General features: G+C 63.8%; 20 protein-coding genes. 9 read left to right on the top strand and 11 right to left on the bottom strand.

Annotation, left to right across the window (positions count from 1 at the left end; all coding sequences use genetic code 11):
• Positions 1-281 precede the first annotated feature (281 nt).
• From EN851_RS12565 to EN851_RS12560, 3 genes are all read right to left on the bottom strand, one after another.
• On the bottom strand, positions 282-2,381 hold the full coding sequence (locus EN851_RS12565) for a mechanosensitive ion channel family protein (RefSeq protein ID WP_135929344.1): 2,100 nt from the start codon (positions 2,379-2,381) through the stop codon (positions 282-284).
• A 316-nt stretch (positions 2,382-2,697) separates the two neighbouring features.
• Positions 2,698-2,874 carry a hypothetical protein gene (locus EN851_RS36285; protein ID WP_167531294.1) on the bottom strand — a complete coding sequence of 59 codons (177 nt, stop codon included), beginning with the start codon at positions 2,872-2,874 and terminating at the stop codon, positions 2,698-2,700.
• 119 nt (positions 2,875-2,993) lie between these two features.
• Positions 2,994-4,025, bottom strand: coding sequence for an ABC transporter ATP-binding protein (locus tag EN851_RS12560; RefSeq protein WP_189521840.1), 1,032 nt, complete (start codon positions 4,023-4,025; stop codon positions 2,994-2,996).
• A gap of 767 nt (positions 4,026-4,792) precedes the next feature.
• On the opposite strand from EN851_RS12560, the gene kdpF reads away from it, so the two are divergent.
• From kdpF to EN851_RS12525, 7 genes are read left to right on the top strand one after another with little or no spacing between them, the layout of a single operon-like run.
• Positions 4,793-4,882: a K(+)-transporting ATPase subunit F gene (gene kdpF, locus EN851_RS12555; RefSeq protein WP_015315765.1), complete on the top strand. Its 90-nt coding sequence runs from the start codon at positions 4,793-4,795 to the stop codon at positions 4,880-4,882.
• Between the two features lie 25 nt (positions 4,883-4,907).
• Positions 4,908-6,611, top strand: a complete 1,704-nt coding sequence (gene kdpA, locus EN851_RS12550) for a potassium-transporting ATPase subunit KdpA (RefSeq protein WP_135929342.1) — start codon at positions 4,908-4,910, stop codon at positions 6,609-6,611.
• Complete coding sequence (locus EN851_RS12545; RefSeq protein WP_245464232.1) at positions 6,595-6,834, top strand: hypothetical protein; 240 nt, start codon at positions 6,595-6,597, stop codon at positions 6,832-6,834. Before kdpA ends, EN851_RS12545 begins: the two co-directional genes overlap by 17 nt.
• Positions 6,831-8,924, top strand: coding sequence for a potassium-transporting ATPase subunit KdpB (gene kdpB / locus EN851_RS12540; RefSeq protein WP_127275468.1), 2,094 nt, complete (start codon positions 6,831-6,833; stop codon positions 8,922-8,924). Before EN851_RS12545 ends, kdpB begins: the two co-directional genes overlap by 4 nt.
• A gap of 11 nt (positions 8,925-8,935) precedes the next feature.
• A complete protein-coding gene (gene kdpC, locus EN851_RS12535) occupies positions 8,936-9,499 on the top strand; it encodes a potassium-transporting ATPase subunit KdpC (protein WP_135929341.1) in 564 nt (187 codons plus the stop codon).
• A 57-nt stretch (positions 9,500-9,556) separates the two neighbouring features.
• Positions 9,557-12,292 (top strand): sensor histidine kinase KdpD, encoded by a 2,736-nt coding sequence (locus tag EN851_RS12530; RefSeq protein WP_135929340.1) that lies wholly within the window; start codon positions 9,557-9,559, stop codon positions 12,290-12,292.
• Entirely contained in the window at positions 12,289-12,978 is a 690-nt protein-coding gene (locus EN851_RS12525; protein WP_127275465.1) for a response regulator transcription factor, read from the top strand. The genes EN851_RS12530 and EN851_RS12525 overlap by 4 nt, the downstream gene beginning before the upstream one ends.
• Before the next feature lie 25 nt (positions 12,979-13,003).
• Here the strand turns inward: EN851_RS12525 and EN851_RS12520 are convergent, their stop codons facing one another.
• From EN851_RS12520 to EN851_RS12485, 8 genes are all read right to left on the bottom strand, one after another.
• Complete coding sequence (locus EN851_RS12520) at positions 13,004-14,440, bottom strand: MFS transporter (RefSeq protein ID WP_127275464.1); 1,437 nt, start codon at positions 14,438-14,440, stop codon at positions 13,004-13,006.
• A 198-nt stretch (positions 14,441-14,638) separates the two neighbouring features.
• Positions 14,639-15,121, bottom strand: a complete 483-nt coding sequence (locus EN851_RS12515; RefSeq protein WP_127275463.1) for a DUF992 domain-containing protein — start codon at positions 15,119-15,121, stop codon at positions 14,639-14,641.
• An 89-nt stretch (positions 15,122-15,210) separates the two neighbouring features.
• Positions 15,211-15,687 (bottom strand): DUF992 domain-containing protein, encoded by a 477-nt coding sequence (locus tag EN851_RS12510; RefSeq protein WP_127275462.1) that lies wholly within the window; start codon positions 15,685-15,687, stop codon positions 15,211-15,213.
• Between the two features lie 206 nt (positions 15,688-15,893).
• Complete coding sequence (locus EN851_RS12505) at positions 15,894-16,736, bottom strand: tetratricopeptide repeat protein (protein ID WP_127275461.1); 843 nt, start codon at positions 16,734-16,736, stop codon at positions 15,894-15,896.
• A gap of 140 nt (positions 16,737-16,876) precedes the next feature.
• Positions 16,877-17,143: a 30S ribosomal protein S21 gene (rpsU, locus tag EN851_RS12500; protein ID WP_010911429.1), complete on the bottom strand. Its 267-nt coding sequence runs from the start codon at positions 17,141-17,143 to the stop codon at positions 16,877-16,879.
• A 175-nt stretch (positions 17,144-17,318) separates the two neighbouring features.
• Positions 17,319-17,705 carry an SET domain-containing protein-lysine N-methyltransferase gene (locus tag EN851_RS12495; RefSeq protein WP_127275460.1) on the bottom strand — a complete coding sequence of 129 codons (387 nt, stop codon included), beginning with the start codon at positions 17,703-17,705 and terminating at the stop codon, positions 17,319-17,321.
• Positions 17,706-17,833: 128 nt separating this feature from the next.
• Complete coding sequence (locus EN851_RS12490) at positions 17,834-18,592, bottom strand: SDR family oxidoreductase (protein ID WP_127275459.1); 759 nt, start codon at positions 18,590-18,592, stop codon at positions 17,834-17,836.
• Positions 18,593-18,696: 104 nt separating this feature from the next.
• The gene (locus tag EN851_RS12485) at positions 18,697-19,071 is read right to left on the bottom strand and encodes a DUF2568 domain-containing protein (protein WP_245464231.1); all 375 of its coding nucleotides are present in this window, start codon (positions 19,069-19,071) and stop codon (positions 18,697-18,699) included.
• Positions 19,072-19,270: 199 nt separating this feature from the next.
• On the opposite strand from EN851_RS12485, the gene EN851_RS12480 reads away from it, so the two are divergent.
• Complete coding sequence (locus EN851_RS12480) at positions 19,271-20,524, top strand: sarcosine oxidase subunit beta (RefSeq protein ID WP_127869944.1); 1,254 nt, start codon at positions 19,271-19,273, stop codon at positions 20,522-20,524.
• On the top strand, positions 20,524-20,946 hold the full coding sequence (locus EN851_RS12475) for a hypothetical protein (RefSeq protein ID WP_135929339.1): 423 nt from the start codon (positions 20,524-20,526) through the stop codon (positions 20,944-20,946). The genes EN851_RS12480 and EN851_RS12475 overlap by 1 nt, the downstream gene beginning before the upstream one ends.
• Positions 20,947-20,957 lie beyond the last annotated feature (11 nt).

Raw genomic sequence — 20,957 nt, 5'->3', positions numbered from 1 at the left:
AACGCTGTCGAAAAATGAAGTGCGCCTCACACTGGACGAGCTGATTGCGGCGATCCGTCGTGATCTTGATGCGAAGAAACCCAGGCAGGTTAAACAGGGACAAGGACGGCGTGCATCCGCTTGTGTTTCCGTGTGAGAAGGGGTGGAGGAATGTGGTGACCGGAGCTCGCGTCGAGATTCGTCCTGCTCACTGGCTTGCCTGGAGCCCGGGCAAAGATGAACCGGCCTCGTTTCGGGATCCGACTTAACCCTCAGGATCGACAGTCAATGCCGTGCGTGGTCTAGGCCTGACAGGCCGCTGCTTCAGCCTGGCTCATTTTGGCGATCTGCTGCTGTGCGGCGGCAGCGGTGGCGGCATCGCCGCCCTCGACGTGCACCGTCGGGAACGCGATCTTGATGTTGTTGTCCTCGAAGGCCTTCTTAATCATCATGAAGGCCCGGCGCTTGATCGGGAACTGCGTTCCCGGTTTGGTCGTCATCTTCATACTGAGCTGGACGGCGAAATCGCCGAACGCGTCGATGCCCTGCATTTTCAGCGGCTCGATCGTGTCGGCCGCGAATTCGGGGTCCTGCGCCAGCTCTTGTCCGATCTTCTTGACCAGCTTGCGCGCGAGTTCGACGTCGGAATCGTAGGTCACGCCGATCGTTATCTTGTCGATCACCCAGTCGCGACTCATGTTCTGGATCGCGCCGAGCTGGCCGAACGGAACGGTATAGACGGGGCCGCGGTGGTGGCGCAGCCTGACCGAGCGCAGGCTGAAGGACTCGACCGTCCCCTTGTATGACCCGCTCTGGATGTACTCCCCCACCCGGAACGCATCGTCCATCAGGTAGAACACTCCGCTCAGCATGTCCTTCACAAGCGTCTGCGAGCCGAAGCCGATGGCCACGCCGAACACACCTGCGCCAGCGATCAGAGGCATGATCTGCACGCCTAACCCGGCCAGGATGCTTAGTACTGCCACGACGCCGATGAGGACGGCGAGCGCGTTGCGAAAGATCGGCAAGAGAGTTCGCAGGCGGGCTGCACGTGCTGCATCGTACGGATCCGCCTGGGGTGCCGCATGATGGGGATCCGTACTGGCCAGACTCGATGCCTCAATTCTATAGGCGATTAGGGCCTTGGCGAGCTGCCAGAACAGATCCGCGACCATCAATATGACAATGGCGTTAAGCGATCCGGATATGATGCGAGCGCCCATCTCGTCGTGAGCAAAGGCCGCTGCTCTAAGACGCCAGACGTAGGCGAGCCAAACGATCGCCGCTGCAATGACCCCCGCCCTAGCGCCTCTGACGATAAATACGTTGAGCGCCACGCCGACGGCGCCACTGCGCTTGGCGGTGCCGGCGACCGCTTGCGAGACATTACCGACGCCGCGCACCACGCTAGGCAGGAGCAGCGCGTACAAACCGATCCACAGCAATGCGAGCAGCCCCGCGACCCAGACTAGCCAAAGTACAACCAGATAGAGCGTAAGCAGACAATTCTTGATCGGTGAGGCTGGCGTGCTAGGCCGCCGCCAAACGGTGTCGCAGCCGACGGCCAGCAGGCCAAGCCCGAACGAGAGCGCGACGAGCCGCAGCATGTCGGGCGAGAAGCCAAGGGCCGGCATGATGCTGACAATCGCCCAGCCGAAGAAAAAAAACCCGGCGACCGCGCTCACGCGTTGCTGCCAGAAGCGTTGACCCGCCTCGCGGCTGCCGCCCCGCTGATCGCTAGGGTCACCCTCAATGGGAGACCCCAACGCCAGCAGAGACTTGGTTATCGCGCGGATAGCGCGAAAGATGATGAAGGCGAGCAGCAGCGTCAGCACGATCTTGCGCAGAAGCGGCGGCCATTCGAACGCGAGGAACGAGCCGATGCTGGCTAGGGCAAATGTCAGCAAGGCAGCGACCTCGGACAGAACCGCCTTTCCGGGGTCAATCGTTGCCTCGGAAGCGCCCGACGCCAAAGCCCGGCGGACCAGCCACTCGGCGCCGAAGCCGACGACAATCAGAACTGCCAGGATCAGGACCACCAGGCCGGGCCTGCCTGAATTCGCGTCGCGCGAGACGAAGCCGGCGGCGTTGGACAACTCCTGCGGGATGCGGGGAATGGCATCCGCGAGCGCGGCGAGACGTGCGCGAACGGCTCCCTCCCAACTCGCGATCGTGTCTTCCAGCGATGCGGCAGGCGGTTCCTCGGCGGCTGCCGGTATCTTTCCTTCGAGCCATTGCTTCACCTCAGGGTCGGACAGCAGGTTGAGGAACTGCCGTGCCTTTTCAGGCGGCAAGCCGGCCGGAGACTGCTGTGCCAAGGAGGTTCCAAGCAGTGCCCAAAAGAAAATCGCAATGCCGGCCGACAGCAGAATACAAATTCGAGTGCGCAGTGCTTTGCTCATCGGACGCTCCGGCTGCCCGTGGGAAGCCAGCCGGGAGCGAGCCTGTCCGCTTGCGCCGGCAGACGACAGGCGGCGCTGGGAAGGTCGTCAGGGCCAAGTTGCCCATTTCTGTACGAAGGCGATGAAGGCCTGGCGGTCAAAGATACGTCCTTTGCGCAAAGTCGATAGCCGGACGATTGTATTAGGTATGGCTTAAGCGCAAATTGCGCGAGATCAATCGGCGTTCGATCGCGTCGCCCTCGATGGGTCTTTCAAGGAACGCTTCGACCTTGCCGTCGATGCGACTTATCCGGTCGGCTGCACCGGCGGCTGTAGGTCAGTTGCGGGACAGGCCCTTGCGGCCCACAGCCATCGCCTTGAAGGTCCCTTCCAGGTCGACCACAAATTCCCCTTTGGTCTGTGGGAAAACCGTCGTGGTGTATTTCGCTTGAAATTTGGGTCGTCCGTCAAGATGTAGCCGCCCGGATGCGGAGGGCGGCTTCACCTGCGACATGCCGAATGGGCTCTCCTACACGGCGCGCTCAGACGTGCTTCATATGGTGCTTCGCCAATAAGTTCACTATGCGTTCGGTTTGTGCTGCGGAGCACCAGCCGATGGCCAGGCTAACTAGATCATCGATTCAATTCCGGCTGTGCGCTGGAATGTCCGGTTTGCGAGGGATGATTGCCGTCGACCCACTGGACGATCATCCGGAATTGCACTTTCGCTTGCCAATACGCGCGATAGAAGTCGAGAAGTTCCCCCGTGGGTTCCGACAAGCGTTGGAAGCCCGAAATGAAGGCGACGACGGTGCCGATCGTCGTCTGCCCGCGGATGACAAGATAGCCGCCAACGATCAGGACCATCAGGGACCCAGACGCGTTGGCTATGTTCAGCAACGTCTTCAGCCCGAATCTCAACAAATAGAATTCAAGGCGGTTGCTGAAGATGGTGCGTATGGTGCGAAAGGCTGCCCGGCGCTTCGTCGAGTGGCTGGCGAAGGAATTGACTGCCTGGTTGCCAAGCCTTCGGACCAGCACGACCTGCCGTTCCACGAGTGTGTTCAGGTCCTTCTGCATGTAAAGCGCAAGCAGGATCTGCGGCAGGAGTGATACGCCGCTGACCAGAGCAATCACCGGCTGCATGTAGATCATGTAAGATACGACGGAGATCATCATCGTGACGTTGACCACGCATTCAGAGATGCTGGTGCCGACAAATCCGCCAACATAGTCGATCTCGTTGCCGATGATGCTGGCGGTCTGACCGCTCCTTGCGTGCTCGCGCGCTGACCTTTGCGTGGCGACGAGAGCGAGTTGATCGCGCGCCGTCTTCACCACGCTCTCTCCGAGCCAGCCCTGATAGACGATCAGTGCGTATTTCAACCCCGCATGCAGGAGTATAGCCGCTAGATACAGGCCGCCGAGCATCAGGAGCGCCCGTACGTTCTTGTCGGCAATCGCCCCATCGACGACCCGTCTCTGCAGGTCGATGGGGATAAAGTTAGCCAAGGCAACCGAGATTGCGATCACGCTAACATAGACCTGATGCATGCCGCTGGCGCGCCGGACAAAACTGGGAAACTTCTCGCCAGCGCGTATCGCGTCGGCCATCGGCTTAAACGGGGTGAAGCGCCGCGCAATTGTCGTGAAAATGCCGCTCACCTTCGGTGCGCCTCCGTCGCCTCCATCTCCGGCCCAGCCGATAAGGCCGACGCACCCTGTCGGTGAGCAACCGAGCGGGCATCCTCGTTGCGCGGCTCGGTCGAAGTCAGCCCGGCAGGCCGAGAGCGGCATTCCTGCAGCGCCTCGATAGCCGGTCGCGACCAGTAGGGCTGGCCCCGGCCACGCCACGTTGGAGAGGTTGAGTTCTCGATCATCACGGTCTGATAGCGGAGAAGGCCGCGAGCCCCCTTGATCGGCATCAAGGCTGGGAGAATTTACGATCCGAGCTGAAACAGGAAGCCACGGTGTTGTTGGCAAAAGCACTGACCGGCGGCCATGACTGGTGGACCGGGAACCTGATGTGGGCCGGTCAGGAGTTCCAACAAACAAGGGCAAGCTTTCCGGGCGCGCCGTGGTCGCGGGGCGCCTGCTCTCGCTGAGGCCGCCCACTGCCGACAGACCCCGGCCGGGCAATCGAGCCCGCGCGGGAAACCTTTATAAAATTCCTATTTCTTTGCGCCCCGCGCCGTCTCGAACCTTTATGGCGATCGGGTCCATATTCGCACGACCAAGATTTGGTGCCACGTCAATGAACATGCGGCGGGGGTTGTCATAGTATTGCGAGCCTTTCCAGGAAGGCACGAAGTACAAAGCACAAGGAACAGGCAAAATGGACATTATCATGCTCGGGATCGGAGTTTTGTTCTTCGCCGTGTCCCTCGCCTACGTCAGAGCCTGCGACAGAATTTAAGCGGAAGGATCGAACCATGCTTGTCGACTACATCCTCGGTGGCGGCGTCACCTTGTTCCTGCTCGCTTACCTGACCTACGCCCTCATTCGCCCAGAGCGTTTCTAGTCCACCGGTGCACGGAAGCTACATCATGACCATAAACGGATGGATACAGATCCTCATCTTCTGCGGGATCCTCGTTTTGCTGGTGAAGCCGCTCGGCGGCTACATGCACCGCGTCTTCAACGGCGATCGCACGCCGCTTTCGTCGGTCCTCGGCCCGCTCGAGCGCGGACTCTACCGCATTTGCGGAACCAGCGATCGTGAGGAACAGCACTGGACCACATATGCGGTGTCCCTGCTGCTGTTCAACCTGGCGGGCTTCCTGGTGCTCTACTTCCTGCAGCGCATGCAAGGCAGCCTGCCCTACAATCCGGCCGGCATGAGCGCGGTCGACCCGGCGCTCGCCTTCAACACCGCCGCCAGCTTCATGACCAACACCAACTGGCAGAACTACGGCGGCGAAAGCACGATGTCCTACCTCGTGCAGATGGCCGGCCTGACGGTCCAGAATTTCGTTTCGGCGGCCACCGGCATCGCCATCGCGATCGCGCTGATCCGTGGATTTGCCCGCGCTTCGGGAAAATCGATCGGCAATTTCTGGGTCGATATGACGCGCGCCACGCTCTACGTGCTTTTGCCGCTCTGCATCGTGCTCACCCTTGTCTATGTCTGGCTCGGCATGCCGCAGACGCTCGGGCCTTATGTCGATGCCACCACGCTCGAAGGCGCCAGGCAGACGATCGCGCTCGGCCCGGTCGCCTCGCAGGTCGCCATCAAGATGCTCGGCACCAATGGCGGCGGGTTCTTCAATGCCAACGCGGCACATCCCTTCGAGAACCCCGACGCCATCTCCAACCTGATCCAGATGCTGTCGATCTTCGTCGTCGGCGCTGCCTTGACCAACGTCTTCGGCCGTATGGTCGGTAACCAGCGCCAGGGCTGGGCGATCCTTGCCTCGATGGGCGTGCTGTTCATCGCCGGCGTCGCCGTCTGCTACTGGGCGGAAGCCGCGGGCAATCCGCTGGTCCATGCGCTCGGCATCGACGGCGGCAACATGGAAGGCAAGGAGACCCGTTTCGGCATCGCGCTGTCGGCTTTGTTCGCGGTCATCACCACGGCGGCCTCCTGCGGCGCGGTCAACGCCATGCATGACTCGTTCACCGCGCTTGGCGGCATGATCCCGCTCATCAACATGCAACTCGGCGAGGTCATCGTCGGCGGTGTCGGCGCCGGCTTCTACGGCATGCTGATGTTCATTCTGATTGCCGTCTTCGTCGCCGGCCTGATGGTCGGCCGCACGCCCGAATATCTCGGCAAGAAGATCGAGGCCAAGGAGGTCAAGATGGCGATGCTGGCCATTCTGTGCCTGCCGCTGGCGATGCTGGTCTTCACGGCCATCGCGGTGGTTCTGCCGAGCGCGGTGGCGTCGATCGCCAATGGCGGGCCGCACGGCTTCTCCGAAATTCTCTACGCCTACACCTCGGCGGCGGCCAATAACGGCTCGGCCTTCGGCGGCCTCACCGGCAACACGGCCTGGTACAACATCACCATCGGCATCGGCATGCTGATGGGCCGTTTCCTGGTCATCATCCCGGCGCTCGCCATCGCCGGCGCGTTGGCGGCGAAGAAGACCGTGCCCGCCTCGGCCGGCACCTTCCCGACCGATAGTCCGCTGTTTGTCGGGCTGCTGGTCGGCGTCATCGTCATCGTCGGCGGACTGACTTTCTTCCCGGCCCTTGCCGTCGGACCTGTTGTCGAGCACCTGGCGATGATCCATGGACAGGCATTCTGAGGTGGCCATGTCCTGGTTCAGCAACATGCGCCGCCATGTCAGGCATCGGCCCGAACCGGGGAAGGAGGGGCTGCCGCCTCCTTTCCCGACCATGTCGACCTTTCTCGGACTTGCCGGCGCCATGATCGCGCTTTGGCTGCTGGCCTACGGGCTTCCCCATCTTTTTTCGGCATCCGACCAATCGGCGCCGCACACCAACACTGAAGCCGGAGCTTCAAAATGAGCCAGTCAAAATCAGCGAGCATCATGGATGCCCGCATCCTGTGGCCTGCCATTGGCGGTGCCTTCCGCAAACTCGATCCGCGCACGCTGGCCCGCAATCCGGTGATGTTCGTCGTCGCCGTCGTGTCGGCGCTGACATCGGTGCTGTTCGTCAAGGACCTCGTCACCGGCGGCGGCGATCTGCGCTTCACGCTGCAGATCATCATCTGGCTGTGGTTCACGGTGCTGTTCGCCAATTTCGCCGAAGCCGTCGCCGAAGGGCGCGGCAAGGCGCAGGCGGATTCGCTGCGCAAGGCGCGCACGGAAACCCAGGCAAAGCTCCTGGCCGGCGAGGACCGGACAAAGTTCAAGCTGGTGCCCGGCACCAGCCTGAAGGTCGGCGACATCGTGCTGGTCGAGGCCGGCGACATCATCCCGTCCGACGGCGAGGTGGTGGAAGGCGTCGCGTCGGTCAACGAGGCGGCGATCACAGGCGAATCCGCGCCGGTGATCCGCGAATCCGGTGGCGACCGCTCGGCGGTCACCGGCGGCACGCAGGTGCTGTCCGACTGGATCCGCGTGCGCATCACCGCCGCCGCCGGCCATACTTTCCTCGATCGCATGATCTCGCTGGTCGAAGGCGCCGAGCGTCAGAAGACGCCGAACGAGATCGCGCTCAACATCCTGCTCGTCGGCATGACGCTGATCTTCGTGCTGGCCACCGCAACGATCCCGAGCTTTGCCTCCTACTCGGGTGGCTACATTTCGGTGACCGTGCTCGTCGCCCTGTTCGTGACGCTGATCCCTACCACGATCGGCGCGCTGCTGTCGGCCATCGGCATTGCCGGCATGGACCGCCTGGTGCGCTTCAATGTGCTGGCCATGTCGGGCCGCGCCGTGGAAGCCGCCGGTGATGTCGATACGCTGCTGCTCGACAAGACCGGCACGATCACGCTCGGCAATCGCCAGGCGACGGAATTCCGCCCGGTCAAGGGCGTCAGCGAGCAGGAACTGGCCGACGCGGCACAGCTTGCCTCGCTCGCCGACGAGACGCCGGAAGGCCGCTCGATCGTGGTGCTGGCCAAGGAGAAATATGCCATCAGGGCCCGCGACATGGCGACGTTGCATGCCACGTTCGTGCCCTTCACGGCACAGACCCGCATGAGTGGCGTCGACATAGACGGCTCCTCGGTGCGCAAGGGCGCGGTCGATTCGATCCTGACCTATGTCAGCCAGCCGACATCGGCCACGCACGGCATACGGCCCGGAGGCGATACCGTGCGCAACCTGCAGGCGATCGCCGACGAGGTCGCCAAATCGGGCGGTACGCCGCTGGCGGTCGAGCGGGACGGGCGCCTGCTCGGCGTCGTCCACCTGAAGGATATCGTCAAGGGCGGTATCCGCGAGCGCTTCGCCGAACTGCGCAGCATGGGCATCCGCACGGTGATGATCACCGGCGACAATCCGATGACGGCGGCAGCCATCGCGGCGGAAGCCGGCGTCGACGACTTCCTCGCCCAGGCGACGCCCGAGGACAAGCTGAAGCTGATCCGTGACGAGCAGGCCAAGGGCAAGCTGGTCGCCATGTGCGGTGACGGCACCAACGACGCGCCAGCACTCGCGCAGGCCGATGTCGGAGTGGCCATGAACACCGGCACGGTCGCCGCCCGCGAGGCCGGCAACATGGTCGATCTGGACAGCGATCCGACCAAGCTGATCGAGATCGTCGAAATCGGCAAGGCGCTGTTGATGACGCGTGGTTCGCTGACGACCTTCTCCATCGCCAATGATGTCGCCAAGTACTTCGCCATCATCCCGGCCATGTTCGCCGTCTTCTACGTCGCGCCGGGACAGACGACCGGCCCGCTGCAGGCGCTCAACATCATGCATCTGGCAACGCCGCAGAGCGCCATCCTGTCGGCCATCATCTTCAACGCGCTGATCATCATCGCGCTGATCCCGCTGTCGCTGCGCGGCGTGAAGTACCGGGCGATCGGCGCGGGTGCGCTGCTCAGCCGCAATCTTCTCGTCTACGGCCTCGGCGGCATCGTCGTGCCGTTCGCCGGCATCAAGATAATCGACATGGCGGTCACCGCCCTTGGCCTTGCATAAGGATCGTTCCGATGCTCAAGCAAATCAGACCCGCGATCATCATGATCGTTTTCTTCACCGTGCTGACCGGGCTCGTCTATCCCATCGGCATGACCGGTATCGCCCAGGCGCTGTTCCCGCGCCAGGCCAATGGCAGCCTGGTCGAGAAGGACGGCAAGGTAATCGGCTCCGACCTGATCGGCCAGGCCTTCGCCAGCGACAAATATTTCCGCGGACGGCCTTCGGCCGCGGGCAATGGCTATGATGCCGGCGCCTCAGGCGGTTCCAATCTCGGCCCGACCAACCCGAAGCTCATCGAGCGCATCAAGGGCGAAGCCGAGAAGCTGAAGGCGGAAAATCCGAACGCGCCGGTGCCGATGGACCTGGTGACCGCATCCGGCAGCGGCCTTGATCCGCAGATCAGCCCGCAGGCCGCTTATTTCCAGGTTCCGCGCGTGGCCAAGGCCAGGGGCATCGACGAGGCCAAGGTCAAGGCGCTCGTCGACGGCCAGGTCGAGGACCGGGAATTGGGCGTGCTCGGCGAGCCGGCGGTCAATGTGCTGGCTCTCAACCTGGCGCTGGATGCAGCGAAATAGTTGATGGCAGGCGCCGGGGATCGACACGGTCCCCGGCGCCATTCATGATCGGGTCCGATGCCGGACGACAGAAGCAACGTCGAAAACAGACCATCCCCCGACGCGCTGCTCGAGCATGCCGAGCGGGAAGGGCGCGGCCGTCTGCGCATATTCCTGGGCGCGGCACCGGGTGTCGGCAAGACTTACGAGATGCTGATGTCGGGCCGTGCCAGGCTGGCCGACGGCGTCGACGTGGTGATCGGCGTGGTCGAGACGCATGGCCGCAAGGAAACCCAGACCCTGGTCGAGGGATATGAAGTCATTGCCCGCCGCAAGGTCGACTACAAGGGGCGTGTCCTCGACGAGATGGACATCGACGCCATCCTTGCCCGGCGCCCGGCGCTGGTCCTGGTCGACGAACTCGCCCACACCAATGCGCCCGGCAGCCGCCACCCCAAGCGCTACCTCGACGTCCAGGAAATCCTGGCGCGGGGCATAGACGTCTATACGACGCTCAACATCCAGCATGTCGAAAGCCTGAACGACGTCGTCGCCCAGATCACCCGGGTCCGGGTGCGCGAGACCGTTCCCGATTCCATCATCGACCGGGCCGACGATGTCGAAATCATCGATCTGACGCCCGACGACCTGATCAAGCGGCTCGAGGAGGGGAAGGTTTATTTCCCCAACACGGCGCAGCGTGCCGTCGAGAACTATTTTTCGCCAGGCAATCTGACGGCGTTGCGGGAACTGGCGCTGCGCCGTACCGCCCAGCGCGTCGACGAACAGTTGCTCAACCACATGCAGTCCCACGCCATCCAGGGTCCGTGGGCGGCGGGCGAAAGGGTGCTCGTCTGCGTCGATGCGCGTCCAGGCGGGGCAGCCCGCATTCGCTATGCACGCAGGCTGGCCGACAGGCTTCGTGCGCCATGGACGGCGCTTCATGTCGACACGCCGCGCTCGGCCGGCATGTCCGAGGACGACAAGGACAGGCTCGCCACGCTCCTGCGCCTCGCCGAGCAGCTCGGCGCCGAGGTGACGACCATTCCAGGCCAGAGCGTCGCGCAGGACATCGTGCGCCATGCGACGGCGAACAATTTCACCCACATCGTGGTCGGCAGGCCGACCCGGTCGCGCTGGCGGGAACTTATCGAGGGGTCGCTCACCTATGATCTGATCCGCAACGCCGGCGACATCAGCGTCCATGTCATCTCGGGCACCGAGCGCGAAACCGAGGCGTCGGCAAGGCGGGTCAAGGCGGCGGCCGAGCAGAGGCAGTTCCAGGTCTGGCCCTATCTGCTCGCCACCGCCTATGTCGCCGGTTCATTGGCGGTCACCACGGCGCTCGACCAGTTTCTCGATGTCCGCAACCTGGCGATCGTCTTCCTGCTCGGAGTGCTGACGTCGGCGGTGGCGGGCGGCCTGTGGCCGGCGCTCTATGCCTGCTTCCTGAGCGCGCTGGCCTTCAACTATTTCTTCCTCGAGCCCCGCTACACGCTGACGATCCGGGATCCGGAGAGCATCGTCGCGCTCGCCGTCTTCCTTGCCGTCGCGGTGATCGCCAGCAATCTCACCGCGCGCGTGCAGCGTCAGGCCGCCGCCGCCCGCTCGCGAGCGCGGGCAACCGAGGACATCTATCTCTTCTCCAAGAAGCTCGCCGGCGCCGGCACGCTCGACGACGTGCTCTGGGCCACCGCCTTCCAGATCGCCTCGATGCTGAAGCTGCGCGTGGTGCTGCTGCTGCCGGAAGACGGCACGATCACGGTCAAGGCAGGCTATCCGCCCGACGACACGCTGGCCGAGGCCGACATCGCCGCCGCCCGCTGGGCCTGGGAGCACAACCGTGCCGCGGGACGCGGCGCCGACACGCTGCCCGGCGCCAAGCGCCTCTATCTCCCCTTGCGCACGGGGCGCACGGCAATCGGTGTCGTCGGCCTCGACAATGACAAGCAAGGTCCGCTTTTGACGCCCGAACAGCAGCGGCTGCTCGACGCGCTGGCCGATCAGGCGGCGGTGGCGATCGAACGTGTCCAGCTCGTCGCCGATGTCGACCGCGCCAAGCTCGCCGCCGAAGCCGACCGGTTGCGTTCGGCCCTGCTGACCTCGATTTCGCATGACCTGAAGACGCCGCTCGCGGCCATTATGGGGGCGGCCGGCACACTCAAGGAGTTCGCGCCTGATCTGCCCGAGCAGGACAGGGTGGAGCTTCTGTCGGCGGTGATCGACGAATCGGAACGGCTGAACCGCTTCATCGCCAACCTGCTCGACATGACCAAGATCGAGTCCGGTGCGATGGAGCCGAACTACGCCCTCCACTATCTCGGCGATATCGTCGGCACGGCGCTCGACCGCGCCCGCAAGATCACCAGCGAACACAAGATCGAGGTCGATATTCCGCCCGACTTGCCGATGCTTAGGCTTGATCCCGTGCTGTTCGAACAGGTCCTGTTCAACCTTCTCGACAATGCCTCGAAATATTCCCCGCCCGGCTCGACGATCCGCGTCCAGGGATGGACCGACAATGGCTCCGTCGTCGTGCAGATCATGGATGAGGGGCCGGGCATTCCGGCGCAGGATCTGGAACGCGTGTTCGACACTTTCTACCGGGTGCGCAAGGGTGATCAGGTGCGCGCCGGCACCGGGCTCGGCCTGTCGATCTGCCGTGGCTTCGTCGAGGCGATGGGCGGCACGATCACGGCCGCCAACCGGACCGACCGCTCCGGTGGCGCCTTCACCATCCGGATGCCGGTGCCGGCGGAATTGCCCGATGTCGGCAATGGCGGCGACGAGCCCGGCGAGGATCAACCCCGATGACCAATTCCAATGTCAGGATACTGGTTGTCGATGACGAGCCGCCGATCCGCAAGCTGCTGCGGGTCGGCCTCGCCAGCCAGGGTTACGCAGTCAGCGAGGCGCCGAACGCCAAGGTGGCGATCGAGCTGATCGAACAGGACAAGCCCGACCTGGTGTTGCTCGATCTCGGCCTGCCCGGCATGGGGGGCCATGACCTCCTGCGCCAATGGCGTGACGGGGGCATCGACATTCCTGTCGTCATCCTCTCCAGCCGCACCGACGAGGCCGGCATCGTCAGCGCGCTCGAACTCGGCGCCGACGACTATGTCACCAAGCCGTTCGGCATGAACGAACTGGTGGCCCGCATCCGCGTGGCGTTGCGGCACAAGTTCCAGCAACAGGGCGAGAAGCCGGTTTTCCAGAGTGGAGACCTCAGCGTCGATCTGGTCAAGCGCATCGTCAAGGTCGAGGACAGGGAGGTGAAGCTCTCGCCGAAGGAGTACGACATACTGCGCATCCTGGTGCAGCATGCCGGCAAGGTGCTCACCCACCACTTCATCCTGAAGCAGATCTGGGACGATTCGACCGACGTGCAGTATCTCAGGGTCTATGTGCGCCAGCTCAGGCAGAAGATCGAAAAAACCCCCGACCAGCCGCGCTACATCACCACCGAAACCGGTGTCGGCTATCGGCTGCGTGTCGAGTGAAATAACCCGTCCGCCGGAACCTGCGTCAGCCGATGACCGCGAGCGGCCGATTTGCCGCCGCCGATGTCCGCAAGGCGGCGAGACAGCCAAGAATGCCGAGCGGCACGAAGGCAAGGAACAGCCAGCTCGCGACATCAGCGGCCGCGTCGTGGCTCAGGCCTTGCGAAAAACCGCTGGCATTGGCGACGATGCCGGCAAGGGCTGCACCCACGGCATAGCCGATGCGCTGCATGGTCGGCACCGCGGCCGAGGCGATGGTCTGCTCGTCGTTCGGGGCGGAGGCGACGATGACGCGGGTCAGGAACGGCCAGGAAATGCCGAAGCCGCCGCCCTGCAACAGGGCGCAGACCAGGATCAGCGGGATCGAGCCCAGCGGTATCGTGTAGGCGAAGCCGGCGATGCCCGCCGCGATCATCAGTGCGCCGCAGACGATGATCAGCCTTTCGCGCCGCGGCGGTGCGTTGGCGACGAGGATCGACAGGATCGACCAGGCGATCGATTCGGCGGCGATGATGTAGCCGGTGGTCAGCAGCGGAATGTCGTGCAGGCTGGTCAGCAGCAGCGGTCCGTAGACGCCGAAGGAGCAGGTCGCGATGGAAAAGGCGGCGACCATGGTCATGCCGGCGCCCACTGGCGTGCGCCACGAGAACAGCCGCGCCGGGAAAAGCCGGGAGCGCGGCTTCAGCGCGTCGATGTAGAAGAACAACGCCAGCCCGGCGAGGCCCAGCACGATCAGCAGCGAGGAACGCAACAGGGCGATGTCGACGCCGGCCGAGGCAATCAGCACCACGGCGATGGCAAGGCAGCCAAGCGCCATGAACGGGAAGGGCGGCGCCTTGCCGGCTCCGGTGCTGGGCCTTGTCGCTTCCGGTGTGTCGAGCACGAGGAAGCTTGCCAGCGCCATGGCGGTGCCGCCGAGAGTGAAGACGCCGAAGGCCCAGCGCCACGACAGCAATTCGGTCATAACAGCGCCGAGCAGGGGACCGCTGAAGGCAGCGACGCCCCAGATCGCCGACATGATGCCGAAAAGCTGCGGCCAGATGGCACGCGAAAACAGCCGCTCGACCGAGACGAAGGCCAGCGACACCAGCGCGCCGCCGCCCAGCCCCTCGATCAGACGGCCGGCCAGGAACAATTGCATCGAAGGCGAGGCGGCGCAGATCAGCGCCCCGGCAGCATAAAGAAGCGCCGCGACCACCATGTTGGTGCGCAGCGCCACATAGCTCACCAGCCGTCCGGCCGCGGCACCGGCGACGATGGCGCCGAGTTCGTAGATCGCCAGCGACCAGCCGACGAGTTGCACGCCGGCCAGTTCACCGACCATGGCCGGCATGACCGTCGCCACCATCGTCTCATTGGTGGCGTGCAGCAGGATGCCGAGGCTGATGAAGCAGAAGCGCGCGAGGTCGCCGCTCGCCCACAAGGCGCGCCAATCGACCTTCTTTGTGCTGATTTCAGTCATATCCATCCCTGCTTTGCATATCTTGCTGCAGCCGCATGGCACCAGAGGCCAGGGCGAGGCTTCCGGCAGGACCATGCGCGCCGCGTCGAGACGCGGCCTTGCTCGGGGCGGGTTTGTAGAACCTCAACCTCGGTTGAGCTCAAGCGATTTTTTCGAGACATGTTTGGGCCAGTGTCGTCCTGAACGGACCGCTGGCGATTAGTTCTCGGTGCTGCGCAGCTGGAACTGGCTGACGCCGATGGCGAGGTTGATGCCGGTCTGCGTCTGCAGGCTGAGCGGCTGCAGGGTGAAGGCCTGCGAGGAGCCGCCGACCAGCAGATTGGCGCCGGCGCCGACGGCGGCGGTCACTTCGGCGCTGGCGCCGACATAGTCACCCGCCAATGCGCCCGGCGCGTAGATGTTCTTCAGCGGCGTCAGCACCAGCCAGCGCATCACCGCCTGCTTGGTCGTGCCGATGTCGAGGCCATATTTGTTGACGGCGCCGAAATAGGCTTCCGGCGCGAAGCTCTTGTCGGCCGGGGTGAAGGTGCAGCTCAGATCCTTGCTCGAGCCGAAGATGAAGCCGGTGCCGCCTGATATGGCGCATTCAAGCGTGCCGAGCTCCACGCCCTGGTCTTGCGCCTGTGCCGTGCCGGCAAGCATGGTTGCGATCATGGCAGCGGCGATGGCTGTCCTCGGCATGGCGTCCCCCAAAAATCAAACGGCGCGGAACCATCCTATCCGGTTCCGCGCCGTAGAGTGAAGGGTCTGGAGCCGAGGCTCCAAACCTCTTATTTGAGCGAGTGGATCAGTTCCAGCGAGGTCACCGCCACGGCGAGGTTGACGCCGGTCTGCGCCTGGACGCTGAGCGGCTCCAGCATGAAGGCGCTGTCGAAGCCGCCGACCAGCAGGTTGGCGCCGCCGCCGGTCACGACGCTCGCCTCGGCGTTGACGCCGTAGTAGCTACCGGCAAGGTCGCCCGCGTCACGGTCGCGCGTCGCGGCAAAAACCGCCCAGACGAGCTGGCCCTGGTGCGTCTTGCCGACATCGACACCGAGCTTCGAGATGACGCCGGTATAAATTTCCGACGGCCCGTGATGATGGGGCCGGAAGACGCAGGACACGCCCTTGTTGGACGCAACGATATAGCCGGTGCCGCCATCGATGGTGCAGTCGAGCGTGCCGAGTTGCAGCCTGCCGGCGCTGGCCGGGGCGGCGGCGAATACGGTCGTTGCAAGGGCGGCGGCGCAGACGAGTTTCTTGATCATGGGAGGGTCCTTTCGCAGTCAGTCTTCAATAACGTCTCGGGTCCCGCGACCGTTCCGCTGAAAACTTGGCGCGAACAAGGCAAAGGTTAACGGCTTGCCACCGCGGTTAACACAGGGTTGCCGGTTTGATGGCGATCCGACGCGCCGCGTGTCCTTTCGGACACGCATATGATGCAGTGGGGCGCTTGGCGCGGGCCTGCGGAGTGTCAGCTGACGCGGGCGAGGCCGTCCTTGGCCGGCTGGTAGCTGGGGTTGAGGCGCACGGCCTCGCGATAGGCCTTCGCCGCCTTGGCCTTGTCGCCGCGCCGTTCGTAGATCAGCGCCTGGTTGGCCCAGGCCTCGGCGTTCTGGCCATCGAGCTTGATGGCCATATTGAAGTCGGAGAAGGCATTGTCCTCGTCGCCGGTCGCCAGATAGGAGAGGCCACGGCCGTTGTAGGGCTCGGCGGCATCCGGCGCCAGCGAGATGGCGGTCGAGAAATCCTCGATGGCGAATTTGTGCTGGCCCTGGCTCTGATAGATCAGGCCGCGATTGTGGTAGGCACGGGCGTCCGTCGTGTCGAGCTGGATCGCTTTCTGGAAGTCGTTGAAGGCATCCTGGGTGCGGCCCGCCTTGCGGTAGAGATTGCCGCGGCCGATATAGGCGGCGTCGTAATTGCCGTTGATCTGGATCGAGCGGTTGTAGTCCGCCAGCGCCGCTTCCTGGTTGCCGAGGAAGCGCTGGATCAGCGCGCGGTTCGAATAGGCCTGATAGAAATTCGGATTGAGCTGGATGGCCTGGTTGAAGTCCTTGAGCGCCGCCTGGTACTGGCCGCCGCGACCATAGGCCGAACCACGAACATTGTAGCCTTCGGGATCCTGGGGATTGCGCTGGATGACAGCGGACAGCGAGGAGATGTTCTCGCTCGACCCTTGCGCCTTGTCGATGTTGTTGAATTCGCCGGCCGGGCCCGATGTCTGGCAGCCGGCAAGTACCAGTCCGGAAAGCAGGGCCGCTGTCAGGGCGAAACCACGCAATGCGGTTCCGCGCTCCACGCTTGTTGCGTTCATGTCTGCCCTGTCCTCACTTGCGCCGTCGTTCAGGTCCGGTTCCCCCTCCGGGCCGGGTCACAATCAAAATAAAAGGGTGGCGGCGATTCCGCATCGCGCCACCCTGGTATCCTTCGAAAAGGACGAAATATTGGCGATAATCAGCGCGGCGGACGCGCTGCGCCGGCGGCACCGCCAGCAGCAACCGGACGCGGGGTCATCGGCAGCAGGCCTTCGCGCTGTGCGCGCTTGCGGGCCAGCTTGCGGGCGCGGCGAACAGCTTCGGCCTTTTCACGGGCGCGCTTCTCGGAAGGCTTCTCGTAGTGGCCGCGCATCTTCATTTCGCGGAAAATGCCTTCGCGCTGCATCTTCTTCTTCAGCGCGCGAAGCGCCTGATCAACGTTATTGTCGCGGACGAGTACCTGCACGGGCAATCCTGTCTTTCGGGTTTGATATCAACAGGCAAGCAGCCATAGCCACAAGCCTCCGCGGCGCTCGACACCACGAATTGTGGCGGCTGATAGCAGAATCAAGCCTCGCTGTCCACAGTCGAAATGACGGACGGCAGCCAAATTGCCACGGTCGCCTGGAGATAGGGCGCCGTTACGCCGTGGCCAGGTGCAACCGCTCGAAATCCTCGAAGAACTCACCGTAATCACAGGTGATCTCCTCGCCGACGGCGATATCCCGAGTCGCGGTGGCGCCGCCATAGCGCGAAAAATCGGTGTTCGGGGTCGCCGAATGGTTCATGAAGCGGCCATTGTCGACCTCATAGACCATGAAGCCGGGCTTGTCCGGGCTCGGATAGGCGTAACGGTCGAGCAGTTCCTTCAGGGGCGGCGAGGCCGCCTCGTATTTTTCCATCGGGATCAGCCGATCGAAATCCGGATCGAGGCGCCAGATCGAGGCGCCCTTGCGGATCGGCTCGGCGGCGAACATGCCGACGCCTTCGATTGCGCTCTGCGCGACATAGGTTCGGATCAGCATCATGGTTCCAGGACCCGTCTTGGCAAGAAGACCCGTTTCGACAGGAAACGGAATCGCCAAATCGCGCCGAAAAAGCAAGACCGGCGGCCTGCGTCACAACGACGAACAGGCCTGTTCGCCGTAAAAATCCTTCACGTCCGGTTGATCGACACGCCGCCATCGGCAAAAAGCGCGGTTCCCGTGGTGAAACTCGAGGCGTCGGAGGCCAGGTAAAGCGCGGAGCGGGCGATCTCTTGCGGTTGCGCCATGCGCTTCAGGGCATGGAGGCCCTCGACGAAGGCGCGTGCCTCGGGCGTGGTCGTCGTCGCGCCTGGTGTGTCGGTGCCGCCCGGCAGCAGCGCGTTGACGCGCAGTCCTTGCGGTCCGTATTCGGCGGCCAACACCTGCGTCAATCCGATCAGACCTGCCTTGGCGGCGGCGTAGGCGGCCATGCCCGGCATGCCGGCGGTGTAACCGACAAAGCTCGACGTGAAGATCAGTGAGCCGCCGCCGCGCTCCAGCATGGCTGGTATCTGATACTTCGCGCCGAGAAAGGCGCTGGTCAGATTGGTGTCCATCGTCCCGTGCCATGTCTGTGCCGACATGTCGGGGACTGGTCCCATCAGTCCGACAGAGCCGGCATTGTTCAACGCGATGTCGAGTCCACCGAAGCTGCCGACCGCCAGCTCGACGAGGGCTTTCGCGTAGGTCTCGTCGGTGACATCCCCGGCGAGAGCGACGGCCGTGCCGCCGGCATCCTCGATTTCGGCGGCGATCGCATCAAGCTCGGTTTGGCGGCGGGCGGAAATGACGAGCCTGGCGCCCTCCTCGGCGAACAGCTTGGCGGTGGCGCGGCCGATGCCGGAACTGGCACCGGTGACGATGGCGATCTTGTTGGAAAGTGCGAGCATGTCTGGGCATCCCTGTCCTTCGCGCCAGCCTTGCCGGCGATCGGATGCTTGATCGCAGGTTGGCGGGACAGCAGCCACCCGATACCTGCAGAGGTTGGTACCAACTATTGCCGCAGCAGCCATGCCAGACGGTCTAGCGAGAACGCGTAGCTGATGACGATCAGCACGGCCATGATGATGCCCGTGGCGGCATGGCCTGCCAGATGGAAACCCGCCGCGCCGCCGAACAGGACGACGAATTCCAGCGCCAGCCTGACTGCGCCCGGCACAGGCACCGGTGCCCGGCCTGAACGGCTCGGATCATTGAGGACCGCGAAGGTACCCCATGCCGCGGCCGCGGCGAGCGGCAGGGCAATAGCGAGGACCCAACGCCACGCTCCGTCCGAGAGACTCCAGCCTGCCATGCCGAGGCCAAGCAAAGCGGCAAGCTCCAGCAGGAAGCGCAATGTGAGATTCCACCAGGCGTTGCCCATCATCATCCTCCGAAATCCCCGGCAGGGAGAAGTGTGACTGAAGGCAATCAACAGAGCCAGGCGGGATACCTCTTTTTCAGCGCGGCGCAAAACGGCAAGCGCCGTCGCAAACAGCGCAAGGATAGCAGCGCTGTTTCGCTAGTGATACACCTCGCGCGCCGGGGCTTGATGATGAACGCCCGGCTGCCATTTGCGAGGCTGGACCGTGAAGAAATACTCTGTATTCGCCATCGCCCGCGAGGCCATGCGCGGCCACAAGGGCTGGGAGGAACAATGGTCCTCGCCTGAGCCTAAAAAGGAATACGACGTCATCATCGTCGGCGCCGGCGGCCATGGCCTGGCCACCGCCTATTATCTTGCCACGGTACATGGCATCACCAATGTCGCGGTGCTGGAAAAGGGTTGGCTGGGCGGCGGCAACACCGGGCGCAACACCACCATCATCCGTTCCAACTATCTCTATGACGAGAGCGCCGGCATTTACGACCATGCGCTGAAGCTGTGGGACGGGCTCTCCCAGGAGCTCAACTACAACGTCATGTATTCGGCGCGCGGCGTCATGATGCTGGCGCACAATGTGCACGACATTCAGGTGCTGAAGCGCCATGTCCACGCCAACCGGCTGAACGGCATCGACAATGAATGGCTGACGCCGGAGCAGGCCAAGGAATTCTGCCCGCCGCTCAACACCTCGAAGGACGCGCGCTATCCGGTCGTCGGGGCCGCCTTGCAGCGCCGCGGCGGCACGGCGCGCCACGACGCGGTCGCCTGGGGCTATGCGCGCGGCGCTTCGGCTCGCGGCGTCCATATCATCCAGAACTGCGAGGTCACCGGCGTCAAGCGGGCCGCCAATGGCGCGGTCATGGGCGTCGATACGACGCGCGGCTTCATCGGCGCCAAGAAAGTCGGCGTGGTCGCCGCCGGCCATTCCTCCGTCATCATGAACATGGCTGGCGTGCGCATGCCGCTGGAAAGCTATCCGCTGCAGGCGCTGGTATCGGAGCCGATCAAGCCGGTCGTGCCTTGCGTGGTGATGTCGAACACGGTGCACGCCTATATCTCGCAGTCCGACAAGGGCGAACTGGTGATCGGCGCCGGCACCGACCAGTATGTCTCCTATTCGCAGACCGGCGGGCTTCACATTCTCCAGCACACGCTCGACGCCATCTGCGAGATGTTCCCGATCTTCACGCGCATGAAGATGCTGCGCTCGTGGGGCGGCATCGTCGACGTCACGCCCGACCGCTCGCCGATCCTGGCCAAGACGCCGGTGCCGGGCCTCTATGTCAATTGCGGCTGGGGCACGGGCGGCTTCAAGGCGACGCCGGGCTCGGGCCATGTCTTTGCCCACACCATCGCCAAGGACGATCCGCATCCGATCAATGCGCCCTTCACCATCGAACGCTTCCGCACCGGCCGCCTCATCGACGAGGCGGCGGCGGCGGCGGTGGCGCACTGATGATGGCGCAGATGGCTGTCGCTATGCCGCTGATGCTGGCGGGGGAACAAGGCATGTTCCATTTTCCGACAGTGGCGGAGGTGCGGCTGCAGCCGATTGCGCGCGCCGGCAACGAAGCCGGATGGCCGTTTTCGGTCGATGAGGGGACGCTCACCTGCGTCTGGAGTGGCGGCCAGAAAGTGGTGATGTTCTTCGAAGGCCGGCCGCCCGAGCTGGATGAGGACGAGGACTTCACGCCGCGTGGCGTGATCGTCACCACCGACCCGCTGCAATTGACGCTCGGCAACATGGCCAACCGCGATCTGTTTCGTGCCGCGGCAAGCGTCGAGGAGCGGCTGCGGCTCGTCGCCCCGTTCATGGCCATGGGCCAAAAGCTTTGCGATCAACCCGCCGGCGCGCGCGTCGGCCACGACGAATTGTAGGATCAAACACG

It is taken from the genome of Mesorhizobium sp. M8A.F.Ca.ET.208.01.1.1 (genome assembly GCF_004791315.1).
Lineage (GTDB): Bacteria > Pseudomonadota > Alphaproteobacteria > Rhizobiales > Rhizobiaceae > Mesorhizobium.
The sequence above is the reverse complement of the archived record's forward strand: the minus strand, read 5'-3'. Positions and strand labels throughout refer to the sequence as shown.

Bases quoted from the DNA above. Each gene is read 5' to 3' on its own strand.
- EN851_RS12565 (WP_135929344.1), bottom strand. From the start codon at position 2,381: ATGAGCAAAGCACTGCGCACTCGAATTTGTATTCTGCTGTCGGCCGGC.
- EN851_RS36285 (WP_167531294.1), bottom strand. From the start codon at position 2,874: ATGTCGCAGGTGAAGCCGCCCTCCGCATCCGGGCGGCTACATCTTGAC.
- kdpF (WP_015315765.1), top strand. From the start codon at position 4,793: ATGCTTGTCGACTACATCCTCGGTGGCGGCGTCACCTTGTTCCTGCTC.
- kdpA (WP_135929342.1), top strand. From the start codon at position 4,908: ATGACCATAAACGGATGGATACAGATCCTCATCTTCTGCGGGATCCTC.
- EN851_RS12545 (WP_245464232.1), top strand. From the start codon at position 6,595: ATGGACAGGCATTCTGAGGTGGCCATGTCCTGGTTCAGCAACATGCGC.
- kdpB (WP_127275468.1), top strand. From the start codon at position 6,831: ATGAGCCAGTCAAAATCAGCGAGCATCATGGATGCCCGCATCCTGTGG.
- kdpC (WP_135929341.1), top strand. From the start codon at position 8,936: ATGCTCAAGCAAATCAGACCCGCGATCATCATGATCGTTTTCTTCACC.
- EN851_RS12530 (WP_135929340.1), top strand. From the start codon at position 9,557: ATGCCGGACGACAGAAGCAACGTCGAAAACAGACCATCCCCCGACGCG.
- EN851_RS12525 (WP_127275465.1), top strand. From the start codon at position 12,289: ATGACCAATTCCAATGTCAGGATACTGGTTGTCGATGACGAGCCGCCG.
- EN851_RS12520 (WP_127275464.1), bottom strand. From the start codon at position 14,440: ATGACTGAAATCAGCACAAAGAAGGTCGATTGGCGCGCCTTGTGGGCG.
- EN851_RS12515 (WP_127275463.1), bottom strand. From the start codon at position 15,121: ATGCCGAGGACAGCCATCGCCGCTGCCATGATCGCAACCATGCTTGCC.
- EN851_RS12510 (WP_127275462.1), bottom strand. From the start codon at position 15,687: ATGATCAAGAAACTCGTCTGCGCCGCCGCCCTTGCAACGACCGTATTC.
- EN851_RS12505 (WP_127275461.1), bottom strand. From the start codon at position 16,736: ATGAACGCAACAAGCGTGGAGCGCGGAACCGCATTGCGTGGTTTCGCC.
- EN851_RS12495 (WP_127275460.1), bottom strand. From the start codon at position 17,705: ATGATGCTGATCCGAACCTATGTCGCGCAGAGCGCAATCGAAGGCGTC.
- EN851_RS12490 (WP_127275459.1), bottom strand. From the start codon at position 18,592: ATGCTCGCACTTTCCAACAAGATCGCCATCGTCACCGGTGCCAGTTCC.
- EN851_RS12485 (WP_245464231.1), bottom strand. From the start codon at position 19,071: ATGATGATGGGCAACGCCTGGTGGAATCTCACATTGCGCTTCCTGCTG.
- EN851_RS12475 (WP_135929339.1), top strand. From the start codon at position 20,524: ATGATGGCGCAGATGGCTGTCGCTATGCCGCTGATGCTGGCGGGGGAA.